The sequence below is a fragment of the Paenibacillus sp. J22FR21 genome (assembly GCF_056269135.1).
Map to the genome: position 1 here is coordinate 905,295 of NZ_JBWDNJ010000001.1, position 13,751 is coordinate 919,045.

A 13,751-nucleotide genomic window follows, 5' to 3' on the forward strand; every position below is an offset into this window, starting at 1 on the left:
GAATCCGGAGGTTGAGAGATGAACGATTATTTGACGGCGCATGCAGCTTGGGAGACGACAGGGAACTGGATCACGAAGGATACAGCCATCGAGTGCGAAACGCCATTCATGAAGGATATGCTGAGCAGCGTTGCAAGTAAGCAGACGAAAGATACGTGCTATAAACGGATCTCATTCCGGTATGGCGTGACGGCAGCTGTCCGTGCGATCATCCGCGAACAACTGAAATGCGAGTATGCAGAGCATGAAGAAGGTTACGTGATACATCTCGCAGCCGATGAAATTACGGTTTACGCGGAGCAAGAACGCGGTTTGATGTATGGAGCGGTAACCTTGTCCAAGTATGTGGATCGGAGCCATGGTTACGTCAATGAAGGCATCGTCTACAACATTCCGACCTGTCCGATTAGAGGGCTGAAGGTATATCTCCCAACGGAGGATGGCATCGCATATTTCAAGAAACTCGTCGACATGCTGGTTCACTTCAAATACAATACCGTTGTCATTGAAGTCGGCGGGGCAATGGAATATAAGAAGCATCCTGAGATTAACGAAGGCTGGGTTCGTTATTGCGAGGAAATGTACGAATACAGCGGCAAAACGATCGTGATCCAGGAGAAGACCTTCTCCTGGTACAAAAATTCAATCCATGCCGAGAACGGCGGAGGCCGCTTCTTATCGCAGAAACAAGTTCGTGAGCTCGTCGATTATTGCAAAGAACGTTGCTTAGACGTCATACCGGAAGTGCCATGTCTCAGCCATTGCGATTATTTGCTCATCAATCATCCCGAAATTCGCGAACGTCATAACGATCCTTATCCGGATACGTATTGTCCATCTGACGAACGCTCTTATGAGCTGCTGTTTGATGTGCTAAGCGAGGTGCTGGAGGTGTTTGAACCGAAGACGGTTCATATCGGACATGATGAGCTGTACTCCATCGGATTATGCGACAAATGCTCAACCAAACCGGCTGAGCAGCTATATGCCGACGACATTAAGCGCATCTATACCTACTTGCAAGAACGCGGCGCACAAACGATGATTTGGAGCGAGAAGCTGCTGAACGCCATTACGTCTGATGGCAAAACCTACGGCGGCTCCGAGCGAAGAATGGTCGATTATGAAACAGGCGTCTATATGGGGGAAACGATCCCTGCCACGTACAAAGCGATTGATCTGGTTCCGGGCGATATCATCATGATGCATTGGTATTGGGGCATTGAGCGGCATTTCGACCAACCGTTTATAGAGCGAGGGATGCCGGTTGTATTTGGTAACTTCGATGGGCCATCCTTTGCAGACTGGAGTACTCGGCTTAGCGATGGACCGCTCGGGGGTATTATTTCCAACTGGAGTGCCTTGAAGGAAGAGAATCTGCAGCGTAACGGCGTGCTGTTCTCGATGGCTTATGCAGCTTATCTGTTCTGGCGTGATTCGTACGACGATACGGTGCACGAGGAAACAGCGAGTTCTGCTTTTGAAGAGCTGTACCGCTACAGGTATCGTGAGGCGCTTCGAGAAGCGGGAACAAGTGCCGGAACTTCGTATGTGGAGGTTATTCATACGACCGATCATATTCGTGAGTACCATCAATTCATTGACGGCATCTATCTAGACAATAAGGAATATCGAATAGGCGAGTACGTGCTTGAGTACGAGGATGGAGCGCGGATTAGCGTACCGATTACGTATGGCTTCAATATCTCCAATAAGGATCGGTTCTGGGATCGAAAGCTGTCCAAAGGCAGCATTCACACAGCGGCTCAGTATAGCGTGGATGCGATTCTGTATGAAGCAGCTTTCACCTCTTTACCGGTGCAGATCGGCGAAGAAACCTATTATAAATGGCTGATCACCAATCCATTCACGGACAAAACGATTACTGCGGTTAGGTTGTTGGTCGATAATCCGGTATCCGGAAACATCTGGGTTCGAGCCATCAATCAAGTTCCCGATCTTGCTGATGCGTCGAAGGCACAGGTTCCGGAACCCATTCGTATCCTCGGAGAGGCGAATTTGGCATCCAATTAGTCACATTGTTGGAAAGCATGAAAACGATGAGAGACATAAAAAACCGACGATAGGCATTTCGTCGGTTTTTTTCTATAGTATGGACATTCTGAAATACGCGGAGGTGAAGAACAGCCGAATTGCATCCTGTAATACGCCCCAAAGGGCAGGCGGGTACATCCAAGGCGCAGTCATGACCCGGTGAACAAACCAAACAAGGAGGAAGAGGATGAGAAGAAAATCGTTGGTTGTGCTTTTTGCATTGTCGCTCGTCATGGGGGTATTCAGCTTCACGCCCCAGATCAAGAAAGCTTATGCTGCTACGATCTACGAGGTTGGCCCTGGCAAAACATATACCAATATCGGGGATGTTCCGTGGGAATCCCTGGTCGCAGGCGACACAGTCAAAATTTACTGGAGATCAACGCCTTACAAAGAGAAGATCGTCATCTCCAGAATGGGTTCGTCAACAGCTCCAATTACAGTAACCGGTATACCGAACGCCAGCGGCGTACGGCCGGTTATCGACGGAAACGGTGCAACGACACGCTCGGCGCTTGATTTCTGGAACGATAACCGTTCGGTCATCAAGATCGGCGGCGCCAGATTCGCAGGCAGTGCTTCCGATCCATCAACAGGCAACCTGCCGAAATACATCACGATCGAGAATTTAGAAATTCGCGGTGCTAAATTAGGCTACAACTACACCAATAATGCCGGCACATCTGTAGCTTATGTCAAAGCAGCTTCACCGATCTTCGTCGAGTACGGCGAGAACCTAACCTTCCGCAACAATATTATCACTGATGGCGGTAACGGATTGTTCGTTGCGAGCTCAGACGCCGGCGTTTCGCGGAATATCCTTGTCGAGAAGAACTATATCTACGGCAATGGCAACAGCGGCAGCGTCTACGAGCATAACATCTACACGGCTGCGATTGGCATCACGTTCCAGTACAACCGTTTAGGCGATCTATGCAGCGGCTGCACGGGAAACAATCTGAAGGACCGTTCAGCAGGTACGGTCGTTCGTTACAACTGGATCGAGGGCGGCAATCGTCAGATTGACTTGGTGGAGGGCGATGATGCGACTGCCATAACAAGCGATGCCAGTTACAATAAGACATTCGTCTATGGCAATGTACTTATTAAGCCCAATGATACTCGTAACCCGCAATTCATCCATTATGGCGGAGATAACGGCACAACGTCACTATACCGCAAAGGAACGCTGTATCTGTACAACAACACCATTATTTCGAATCGGACTACCAATTCTACCATGCTGCGGTTATCTACGAGCAGTGAAACAGCGGATGTGCGCAACAACGTGTACTATAAGAGCGTTTCGACGTCCTCGCTTCGCATCATCGACCAGACAGGAACGGCAAATCTGTACAACAACTGGATTAACACCGGCTATACGAATATCGCTGCAGGTACGGGCGGAACGGTGACTCATTCCGGCACGATAACGGGGACGTCACCGGGCTTCACGAATTTCTCGACGCTCAACTTGCGTCCTACTACGGGGTCTGCCCTTATTAATGCCGGCACCTCATTGCATGCAAACGCAAGTGCTTACCCGGTCGGCAACGAGTATGTGCAGCATCAATTATCCGTGGCTCGCGCAGTGAACGGAACACTGGATATCGGGGCTTTCGAGTATTAGAAATCCGCATCATGATCAGGGGAGGAGAACCGGTTGGTTCTTCTCTTTTTTTATGATTCAGGTCAGATTTTAAACTAGTCGAAGAAGGATGAAGGTTCGCAAAAGGCTACTGTAGTTTGCGAGGTCAATCTACGGTACGTTCAATGGGAAAGGTGACAATCAAATTTCGATTTCAGGAGGTTCGCAGTAATGGTTAATCAATTACCCAGAAGGGCTTTACTGATTACGATTATGGCTTCCATGTTGGTTTCGCTGCTCATGATCGGCAGCGTTCGTTCAGCGGACGGAGCGGCAGCGCCATTCAAGCTGAAGGCGTTATTTAACGTCGATGCAGAAAGCGGTGTCTATGACGCCGAAAAAAGCTTCGCATTCGAGGTGGATCAGAAGGATGGATTTCAAACGTTCAAGCTACCTGTCTCTGTATTCAAAACGCTGGTTGCAGACGGCAAGCTGGGCAGTATTGCTTTTGTACCCGCAGAGGCTTCGCTCAATGACGATGGTGAAGCGGTAGGTGGATGGCCGGCAGACAAGGATGCCGTTTACGTGGACAAGATTAACCTCGGCAGCACGTCCATCTACTCCAATCAAGCGGATAAGCCGTTTTACTTTCAGAACTTTGCCAGCGAAGAAGATCTGTACTATACCTATTCCATTAACGGGATTGAATCGAAGGATTGCGGGGTCAACGACTCCAAATGCGTGGCATTCTCAGTGGCCGGAAACGCCGGCACCTCTTGGATGATCTACAAGGAGCCGATCGATCTGGCAGGCTTAGCAGACTCGGATAAGCTGACGTTTCAATTCGATCTAAGCCGTGTGAAATACGACAACTGGGAGCCGGATTCCTCGAAGAAGCAGCCCGGCGTGAATGAAGCGCCGCCGGCTACAATCGAAATCGGTCCGGGCAAAACCTACGAGAACATCAATGATTTTGCATGGGAAACGCTCAAAGCAGGCGATGTTGTTTATGTGTATTACCGAGAAACGCCTTACAAAGAGAAAATAGGTATTTTCGCAGAAGGGACGAAGGAGCAGCCGATCATTATTCATGGCGTTCCCGGTCCAAACGGTGAACTTCCGAAGATTGACGGTAACGGCGCTGTGTTCAGAGCACAGAATCCGGTTCCGAATGCGAATCGCTCGTTGGTACGTATCGGCAAAGACAGCAGGCCGGCGAAGTATGTGACGTTCGAGAATTTTGAAGTCTTTAACGCGCACGCCACTAAGAAGTATGTGAACGCAAGCGGAGCCCTGGCCAGCTATGGATTCAATGCGTCCGGTATCTGGATCGACAACGGCGATCACGTCACGCTTCGCAACAATAAGATTCATGACAACGGAAACGGCATATTCGGGACATCCTCGATGTATGTATGGGAAGGAGCGGTAATCGACTATACCTCGAATAATCTGCTCATCCAAGGAAACTCCATCTATGGCAACGGAAACGTCGGCAGAATGTTTGAGCATAACAGCTATATCGCGGCAATCGGCACGGTATACGAGAATAATCATTACGGCGATTTGCTGCCGGGTTCACAAGGGTATGGCTTGAAGGACCGCGGAGCCGGAACGGTTGTGCGGTACAACTGGATCGAAGGCGGCAGAAGGCAAATTGCGCTTGATGATGCCGAGGATTCACCGCGCATCGTATTCGATCCTACCTACAATAACTCGTTCGTTTATGCCAACGTGCTGATCGAGCGTGATCACTTATTCGATACGTGGGGCGACGATGAGATCATTAACTTCGGCGGCGATAACGTAACGGTTCCGGATCGTCATGGAACGTTGAACTTCTTCAATAACACGGTAGTGACGTACAGACAGCAGCGTGTTTATGGACAAGATGGCGTGCCTGGATTGAAGGATCCGGGTCGAACCGAACGGACGGTTCTGTTCTATGCACCGGGCAAACATGTGGATGCGCGCAACAATGTTTTCCATCAAGCCGGCGCTAATCCGGCACCGATTGTTATTACGGATGATGATGGTTCAATCGAGCTGCGCAACAACTGGTTTACGGCAGGCTACTTTTACGATTTCAATGAGCCGTCTCGTGTGCCAGCTAAGAACATAGGCACGTTGACGGGAACGAATCCGGGATGGATCGATGGTTCGCTTAGCGGGCAGAACTACAAGCTCAGCGCAGGCTCTGCCCTCATTAATGCCGGAGCGGGATTGCCTGGGCAATATGATGATTTGATCGAGAAGCAATATGTGCTGCATCAGAATAGCGAGAAGCGACCGGAGAAGGGCATACTCGATATCGGCGCTTTCGAGTATGCGAAGAACGGCGGAAATTAACACGTTTATGGACTGGAGCGGGGCGTCGATTGCCGGCGCCCCATCTCACCTTAAACCAACATCTACTTAACGGAGGTACTACCAAATGACTACCCATACCATCGGCATTATTATGAATGGCGTTACAGGACGAATGGGCACGAATCAACACTTGATCCGATCCATTCTTGCCATTCGGAACCAAGGCGGTATCCAGCTTGCGAACGGGGATACGATTATGCCTGATCCCATACTGGTCGGGCGGCAAGCGCATAAGCTGCAGGCGTTAGCGCAGAAACACGGTGTTGCGAAGTGGAGCACGGACTTGGAAGCTTGCTTGGCTGATTCGAGTTATTCGATCTATTTCGATGCGCAGACCACGAATCGACGTGCTGAGAGCATTAAGCAGGCGATTACGGCAGGCAAACATATCTATTGCGAGAAACCGACGGCGGACAGCCTTGAACAATCGCTTGCGTTAGCGCGCTTAGCGAGAGAAGCCGGTGTCAAGAACGGCGTTGTGCAGGATAAATTGTTTCTGCCAGGCTTATTGAAGCTGAAGCGGCTCGTAGATTCGGGATATTTTGGCCAGATCCTGTCCGTACGGATGGAATTCGGTTATTGGGTATTTGAGGGAGATTGGCAGGCCGGGCAACGTCCATCGTGGAATTATCGCAAGGAGGATGGCGGCGGTATAATCGTCGATATGTTCGCGCATTGGCGTTATGTGCTAGACAATTTATTCGGGGAAGTGAAAGCGGTTTCGTGTCTTGGAGCGACTCACATCCCGCAGCGGGTGGATGAGCAAGGTGAGCGTTATGCCTGCACCGCCGATGATGCAGCGTATGCGACATTCCTTCTCGAGAATGGCATCGTCGTACAGGCGAATTCCTCTTGGGCGGTGCGGGTAGATCGTGATGACTTGCTTACGATACAGGTGGACGGAACGGAAGGCAGTGCCGTAGCCGGACTTAGGGACTGTAAGGTACAGCATCGCGTGAATACGCCGAAACCGGTGTGGAATCCGGACATCCCAAATCCGTTCCAGTTCACGCAGCAGTGGCAGGAGGTACCGGACAATCTAGTGTTCGAGAACGGCTTCAAGGTGCAGTGGGAGCTATTCCTGAAGCATGTCGTTGACGACGAGATGCCATTCCGATGGGATCTGTTCGAAGGCGCGAAAGGTACGCAGATGGCGGAGCTTGGACTGCAATCTTGGGCGGAGCGCCGCTGGGTTGACGTTCCGGCTTTGCAGCTGTAGGAGGTGCGATCTACGATGACAATGATGGGAAAAACGATCAGATTGCCTCGTGCCGGCGGCGAGTTATATGATTACAAGCTTGCAGGATCAGCGCCGATTGCCTCACCTTCCGTCCCTTTGCTGGGGCGGATTGCCTTCTCCGCCGTGCATGTCGTCTGTGATCCTTTTGCCGAAGCGGAGCCGCTGCTTGGTGCAGCCATTGATTGGCAGACCACGATGGCGTATCGCCATCACCTGTGGTCGCTCGGCCTTGGCGTAGCGGAAGCGATGGACACGGCCCAGCGGGGAATGGGGCTTGATTGGCTTCGCGCCAAAGAGCTGATCGGAATTTCCTTGAAGGAAGCAAGTTCGGTGCAGGGGAAAATCGCATGCGGTGCCGGAACAGACCAGCTGATGCCCGGACCGCAAGTTACGATTGATCAGGTCATACGCGCCTATGAAGAACAATGCGAATATATCGAGAGTCGAGGCGGGCAAGTCATTCTGATGGCAAGCCGGGCACTGGCTGCCGCTGCGAAGTCGCCGGAAGATTACGAGCGGGTGTACGGCACGATATTGCGCCAAGTTTCTCGCCCGGTTATTCTACACTGGCTCGGCGACATGTTCGATCCCGCGCTGGCCGGTTATTGGGGAGAGCGCGATGTTGACGCAGCGATGGACGTCTGTCTTCGCATCATCGATGCGCATCAAGATAAGGTGGATGGCATTAAGATATCGCTGCTCAATGCGGATAAAGAAGTGCGGATGCGGCGTAAGCTGCCAAGCGGTGTTCGTATGTACACGGGCGATGATTTCAATTATCCCGAGTTGATTCTTGGCGATGAGCAAGGGTATAGCCACGCATTGCTCGGCATATTCGATGCGATTGCGCCGGTAGCCGCAGCTGCGATTCATGCGCTGGATCAAGGGGATATTGCGCAGTATCATGCGTTGTTCGATCCGACTGTTCCGTTATCCCGGCATATATTCCAGCGTCCGACTTATGCGTATAAGACAGGCATTGTGTTTATGGCGTATCTGAACGGACATCAATCTCATTTCCGAATGCTGGGCGGTGCGGAAGGTGCCAGGTCTATCATTCATCTTTCGGAGCTGTTCGCGTTAGCTGATCAAGCAGGACTGCTTGCGAAGCCGGAGCTGGCAGTTCATCGCATGAAGCAAGTACTTGCACTGGCAGGCATAACGTAGATGGGAGTGACTGGCTTGGAACAACTGACAACCTTCAAGCGACTGAGCTTGAATCAAATTACGACAGATCGATTGTCGCTGCCAGAGGCCGTGGAGGCATGCGTACGTGCTCACATTCCATCGATTGCGCTGTGGCGGCATAAATTAGCACAGACCGGATTAACCGAAGCCAAGCGGCTGATTCGCAATGCCGGACTTCATGTTTCGAGTTTATGCCGAGGCGGCATGTTTCCGGCAGCTACTTCAGAAGAACGCCGGCAGCGGATGGAGGATAATCGGCGTGCGGTCGAAGAAGCGGCTGAGCTTGGAACGGATGTCCTTGTCCTTGTCTGCGGCCCAGCCCCGGATAAAGATATTGCCGCGGCCAGGCTCATGGTGGAGGAAGGGATCGCCGAGTTGGTCCCCTATGCGGAATCACACGGGATAAAGCTTGGCATTGAGCCGCTTCATCCGATGTATGCTGCTGAGCGTTCGGTGATCAATCTGTTGTCGCAGGCGAACGATATCGCCGAGAGGTACAGACCGGATCAAGTCGGCGTTGTCGTCGATGTTTTTCATGTGTGGTGGGATCCGGCTTTATATGAACAGATTGCAAGAGCCGCCGGTAGAATTGTCGGCTACCATGTGTCCGATTGGATTGTGCCGATTCCCGACCTCCTAATGGGGCGGGGGATGATGGGGGATGGGGTCATCGATCTGCGGCGCATAAGGGCAGCCGTTGAAGCGGCAGGTTATAATGGCCCGATCGAGGTGGAGATTTTCAACAAGGCGATCTGGGATTTAGATGGCGATGAGTCGCTTGCCTTAATCAAGAATCGTTACTTGGAGCATGTGTAATGATCGGAGGTAATGTCCATGAGAACCTATTATGACGCGGATAAAGTACGTAGCGAAATTCCATATGAACCGATCCCTGATGAAGTAAGGGCGATCTACTTACGTCCGGGGGAGCTGCTGTCTATTCAGAAGCAGTTCCCTGTTGCCTATCAGCCGCTCGGCACGTTGGAATGGCATGGGCGACATAATCCGCTTGGCGTCGATTCGCTCAAAGCCGAGCATTTATGCTTGGAAGCGGCGAAGCGGGCAGGTGGCGTCGTGATGCCTACGATTCATTTTGCAGCGGATGCTTATTGGGATGCTGGGTTTGGAATCGGCTATGGGATGGACGCGACTGCAGGCTACCAGCTGCCGGGTTCGTTCTATGCGATCGATACAGCACTATTCTCCGCGTTGTTACTTAACGCATGTCGAAACTACTTGAATCGGGGCTTTAAGCTCATCGTGCTCGTATCCGGTCACAACCCCTCCATTCAGCAAAATGTACTCGATGAAGTATGCTACCATTGCAAATCTCCCGAAGGCGTGGAGCCGGTCTGTTTTACGATGGATTATTTGCTCATGGATGCGGATGATCCGCGCCGTGCCAGTGATCATGCGGCAGGCATTGAAACGAGTATGATGCTGCACTTGAACAAGGACAGAGTCAACATGACGGCGAATCTGGGGCATGCTCGGGAGCATCTTGGTATCGGCGGTTCGATGCTGTATTCGGATGCTACAGCGGAAGAAGGCGAGCTTCGGTTCAATCGACAGGTCGCTGGTTTGGTCAAGTTTGCAGCAGAACGGCATAACCGTCTGCTTGGCGCAATCTAAGGAAGTCGCACATGATGGAATCATGGAGATGAAGCTGGGCATTAACACGCCCGGCTGTCCGGATTGGACCTGGGGGCGAAAGGGGATGAAGCGATGGCAGCGCAAGCCGTATGTTTTGTTGGCGCCTCTGTTTATACACCTAATGGCATCGTGGAGCAAGGCAAAGTAATCGTAGATGAACATGGCCTACTATCCGCTATTGGCGGATTTGAAATGAATGCGGAATCTGATGTGTTGATGCAAGACGTGAGTGGCTTGCTGCTTATTCCCGGCTTTGTAGATGTACATATCCATGGCGGAAACGGCTGCAGTGTGATGAGCGGGGAATATGAGCAGTTGGACGGAATCAGTCGATTCCATGCGGCGAACGGGACGACCTCGTTCCTGGCGACGACAACCACCGCTCCGCTTGAACGAATTGAATTTGCATTACGGAATATCGCGGCTGCTATTCGCGAAGGTGTCTCGGGGGCTGAGCTGATCGGTATCCATCTGGAAGGGCCCTATATTGATGAGAAGAGGCGAGGGGCACAAAGTAAAGCGGATATCCGTGAGCCTAATGGGTTGGAGATTGAACGGTTACTCGATGCAGCTGAACATCAGATTAAGTTGGTTACCCTAGCGCCTGAGGTGAACGGAGGACTTGAAGCGGTGAAGCAGCTGGCGAGTCTTGGCATTACCGTCTCGGCAGGACACTCGAATGCAACCTACGAGCAGGTAGGTGAGGCAGTTAGCTGCGGGCTTCGCCATACGACGCATCACTTTAATGGGATGAGTCCGTTACATCATCGCGAGCCTGGTTTAGCCGGGGCAGGACTGATGATGGATGAACTGACGACGGAGCTGATTTGCGATGGCATTCATGTTCATCCTGCTGTAGTTAAACTCTTGTTCGATACGAAAGGCCCGGATCATGTGTGTATGATTACGGATGCCGTCTCCTGCGCGGGACTCGCTGATGGAGATTACGGCGACGTTACGATGCGTGGGGGTCAGATCTTGTTGAAGGACGGCTCTAGTTTGGCTGGGAGCTCGCTAACAATGATACATGCCCTGCGCAATGCAATTCGGTTCACTGGTTATCCGCTAGAGAAGCTGTTGCCCTCGATGACAGCCGTGCCCGCACGTCAAGCAGGCGTTGCTGCTTCTAAAGGATCGCTTGAGCCGGGAAAAGATGCGGATTTCCTCTTGCTGGATCAGAATCTGGATATCGTAGCTACCTATGTTCGTGGAAAATCGGTCTATCGGAGGGAGACGGATGACTGATGCGGCGGATGCGGGAGCGGTAGCTTTGAAACAAGCGTATGTGGGCGTAGATATCGGCGGCACCAACACCGTTATTGGTATTTTCGATCATTCACGGCAATTGCTGAAGAAGAAGTCGATCCCAACCCTGCTGCCACATTTGCCGAAATCGACGGATCTCCCTGCAACTTTCTTCGATTTGCTTCGGGATGAAATCTTCCTGCTGGCGAAAGAAGCCGATTGTTCGGATGGCTTGGCGATATGCGGCATGGGAGTTCCGGGCATCGTTGACCCTGTTCGTGGCAGGGCAGAGGCGGCATCTAATCTGGGCTGGTTTGGCGTGCCATTCGCAGAACAGATGAGCAGTCGTTTGGGGGTTCCTGTGTGTATCGACAATGATGTGAGAATCTATGCGCTTGGCGAAGTCATCGCAGGTGCCGGGTATGGCTATCGAAACGTGCTTTGCTTGACAGTAGGTACCGGCATCGCGGCGGCTATATTTGCTGATGGACGTATCGTTATGGGCGGGGATCATTTTGCCGGGGAAATCGGACATGATCCGGTGGATGGGGCAGTTGGCGTCTGTATTTGCGGGCGGCAGGGCTGTGTGGAGAGCATCGTCTCCGCGAAAGGAATTTCTCGTATGGCGCGAGAGGCGGTTGAACGTGATGACGTACGTACCTCGTTGCGTTCACTAAACCGAGAACCTACTGCATTTGATGTCTACACTGCCGCTACGGAAGGCGATGTTGTTGCGCAAGGAATCTTCCGATACGTTGGCGAGGTGCTTGGCTCCAAATTGCTGACAGCCGTATGTTTACTGAATCCGGACGCCGTCATCATTGGAGGCGGCGTTGCCGAAGCAGGTGAGTTGCTGCTTGCACCGATCAGAGACAAAATTTATGAACGCTACGTCAATGCGAAGAAACCGGCTATTCTCAAGGCCAAATTAGGCGATTCCGCTGGATTAATCGGTGCCGTGTCGTTTGCACGGCAGCATTGCCGCGCAGAAAGGAAGGAATGCGAAACATGACTCAATTGGGTGTTACGAAGCTGGTGTTTCCCGGCCCTTATGCGCTTGAATATGAAGTAGGAGACCTTGATCTTGCGGCAGTGGAAGATAATCAGGTCGTGGTCAAAACCACATATAGCTTAATTAGTCCCGGGACAGAGCTTGCGCTGTATACGGGCACTCATATCGATATCGATAATCCGCGGAATCGCTTCGCGAAATTTCCTTTTTATCCGGGATATGCTGCTGTGGGGGAAGTGGTTGTCGCCGGTGCCGGGAGTGGATTCGAGGTGGGCGATCGTGTTTTTACGGTGGGGCATCATGCGAGTTATGGTGTGTTTGAAGCCACGGATGAAGAGATCGTTAAGCTTTCGGACGGCGTGGACCCCAAGCTTGCCTTGTTTGCCAGAATTGCCGAAATCTCGATGACTTCGGTTCTGCAGTCACGAATTAGAGAAGGTGATTATGTCGTTGTGCTTGGCATGGGGCTGGTCGGTAATTTAGCGGCGCAGCTGTATGCGGGGCAGGGAGCTATTCCCATCGGGGTCGATGTAGTAGCGGAGCGACTTGAGTTAGCTCGAAGAACGAATGTGCAGCAGGCCGTGCAGTCGGGGGCGGATCTTCGGGAAGCGATTCATCAGATTACAGGCGGCAAAGATCCTGATATCGTCGTCGAGGCAACAGGGGTTCCGGCACTGGTCAACTCGGCGCTCGAACTGTGCAGGGTACACGGACAGGTTATTTTGCTAGGATCTACGCGCGGATTGGTCACGATGAATGTGTACGACCATATTCATCGCAAAGGCGTCAGCTTAATCGGGGCACATGCCTCTGTGAAAGATATCGACGGGCTTCCGTCGTCAGGTACGCTTTATCGCGAAATGCTGCAGCTTATCGAAACCGGTGAGCTGGTCGTGGAGCCATTCATCACGCATAAGCTGCCGAGTTCACAAGCTAAGCAAGGGTATGAGCTTTTGTTGAATAGCAAGGATCAGGCGCTAGGAGTCTTATTGGACTGGCGTGATTGATTATATGGATGCAATCACCGCCTCATATATGGAGGCGGTGACATATGAATTTGAGCTTATTAGGCATTCAGTAATAGCGAGACGTATTGGATTTCCTTAATTTGTTAGCGACACACATAATGAGATGATAATATTCAGATATGTGGAAATTAAAGTTATAAGTAAATATAGAGAGCCCACTGGGTCCCGCTGTTCTTAAACACCTTTTATATAATCCACGTAGATCTTCGGTAAACTTTTCCGAATTTACTGGTACCGCAGTTGGTTGATGATCAAATGCTGCATAATTCGTTCTAAATAAACTTACTTGATTCAACGTAGTAAAAAATGGCGCCAATTTGGCCGCCATTTTTAGGTGCACTGCAACTTACAATTGGTGGTTAGGCTGACAGT

10 protein-coding genes are annotated in these 13,751 nt (G+C 51.4%); all 10 read left to right on the forward strand.

From position 1 onward, the window contains the following. The first annotated feature begins 18 nt into the window (after nucleotides 1-18). The 10 genes from AC0YNS_RS04575 to AC0YNS_RS04620 all read left to right on the forward strand — a co-directional run bounded on the left by AC0YNS_RS04575 (nucleotide 19) and on the right by AC0YNS_RS04620 (nucleotide 13,358). Nucleotides 19-2,034 (forward strand): family 20 glycosylhydrolase, encoded by a 2,016-nt coding sequence (locus tag AC0YNS_RS04575; RefSeq protein WP_475779825.1) that lies wholly within the window; start codon nucleotides 19-21, stop codon nucleotides 2,032-2,034. 208 nt (nucleotides 2,035-2,242) lie between these two features. Next, entirely contained in the window at nucleotides 2,243-3,685 is a 1,443-nt protein-coding gene (locus tag AC0YNS_RS04580) for a hypothetical protein (RefSeq protein ID WP_475779826.1), read from the forward strand. Nucleotides 3,686-3,874: 189 nt separating this feature from the next. Then, nucleotides 3,875-5,992: a right-handed parallel beta-helix repeat-containing protein gene (locus tag AC0YNS_RS04585; RefSeq protein WP_475779827.1), complete on the forward strand. Its 2,118-nt coding sequence runs from the start codon at nucleotides 3,875-3,877 to the stop codon at nucleotides 5,990-5,992. Between the two features lie 85 nt (nucleotides 5,993-6,077). Further along, nucleotides 6,078-7,232 (forward strand): Gfo/Idh/MocA family protein, encoded by a 1,155-nt coding sequence (locus AC0YNS_RS04590; protein ID WP_475779828.1) that lies wholly within the window; start codon nucleotides 6,078-6,080, stop codon nucleotides 7,230-7,232. A gap of 24 nt (nucleotides 7,233-7,256) precedes the next feature. Then, complete coding sequence (locus tag AC0YNS_RS04595; protein WP_475780105.1) at nucleotides 7,257-8,420, forward strand: dihydrodipicolinate synthase family protein; 1,164 nt, start codon at nucleotides 7,257-7,259, stop codon at nucleotides 8,418-8,420. Next, nucleotides 8,421-9,257: a sugar phosphate isomerase/epimerase family protein gene (locus tag AC0YNS_RS04600; protein ID WP_475779829.1), complete on the forward strand. Its 837-nt coding sequence runs from the start codon at nucleotides 8,421-8,423 to the stop codon at nucleotides 9,255-9,257. 18 nt (nucleotides 9,258-9,275) lie between these two features. Continuing rightward, nucleotides 9,276-10,073: a creatininase family protein gene (locus tag AC0YNS_RS04605; protein WP_475779830.1), complete on the forward strand. Its 798-nt coding sequence runs from the start codon at nucleotides 9,276-9,278 to the stop codon at nucleotides 10,071-10,073. 93 nt (nucleotides 10,074-10,166) lie between these two features. Further along, nucleotides 10,167-11,339: an N-acetylglucosamine-6-phosphate deacetylase gene (gene nagA / locus AC0YNS_RS04610; protein WP_475779831.1), complete on the forward strand. Its 1,173-nt coding sequence runs from the start codon at nucleotides 10,167-10,169 to the stop codon at nucleotides 11,337-11,339. Continuing rightward, the gene (locus AC0YNS_RS04615; protein ID WP_475779832.1) at nucleotides 11,332-12,351 is read left to right on the forward strand and encodes an ROK family protein; all 1,020 of its coding nucleotides are present in this window, start codon (nucleotides 11,332-11,334) and stop codon (nucleotides 12,349-12,351) included. The genes nagA and AC0YNS_RS04615 overlap by 8 nt, the downstream gene beginning before the upstream one ends. Beyond that, complete coding sequence (locus tag AC0YNS_RS04620) at nucleotides 12,348-13,358, forward strand: zinc-dependent alcohol dehydrogenase (RefSeq protein ID WP_475779833.1); 1,011 nt, start codon at nucleotides 12,348-12,350, stop codon at nucleotides 13,356-13,358. The genes AC0YNS_RS04615 and AC0YNS_RS04620 overlap by 4 nt, the downstream gene beginning before the upstream one ends. Nucleotides 13,359-13,751: the final 393 nt, after the last annotated feature.

Coding starts and splice junctions, on each gene's coding strand:
- AC0YNS_RS04585 (WP_475779827.1), top strand. CDS start 3,875: ATGGTTAATCAATTACCCAGAAGGGCTTTACTGATTACGATTATGGCT.
- AC0YNS_RS04620 (WP_475779833.1), top strand. CDS start 12,348: ATGACTCAATTGGGTGTTACGAAGCTGGTGTTTCCCGGCCCTTATGCG.
- AC0YNS_RS04600 (WP_475779829.1), top strand. CDS start 8,421: ATGGGAGTGACTGGCTTGGAACAACTGACAACCTTCAAGCGACTGAGC.
- AC0YNS_RS04595 (WP_475780105.1), top strand. CDS start 7,257: ATGGGAAAAACGATCAGATTGCCTCGTGCCGGCGGCGAGTTATATGAT.
- nagA (WP_475779831.1), top strand. CDS start 10,167: ATGGCAGCGCAAGCCGTATGTTTTGTTGGCGCCTCTGTTTATACACCT.
- AC0YNS_RS04575 (WP_475779825.1), top strand. CDS start 19: ATGAACGATTATTTGACGGCGCATGCAGCTTGGGAGACGACAGGGAAC.
- AC0YNS_RS04580 (WP_475779826.1), top strand. CDS start 2,243: ATGAGAAGAAAATCGTTGGTTGTGCTTTTTGCATTGTCGCTCGTCATG.
- AC0YNS_RS04605 (WP_475779830.1), top strand. CDS start 9,276: ATGAGAACCTATTATGACGCGGATAAAGTACGTAGCGAAATTCCATAT.
- AC0YNS_RS04615 (WP_475779832.1), top strand. CDS start 11,332: ATGACTGATGCGGCGGATGCGGGAGCGGTAGCTTTGAAACAAGCGTAT.
- AC0YNS_RS04590 (WP_475779828.1), top strand. CDS start 6,078: ATGACTACCCATACCATCGGCATTATTATGAATGGCGTTACAGGACGA.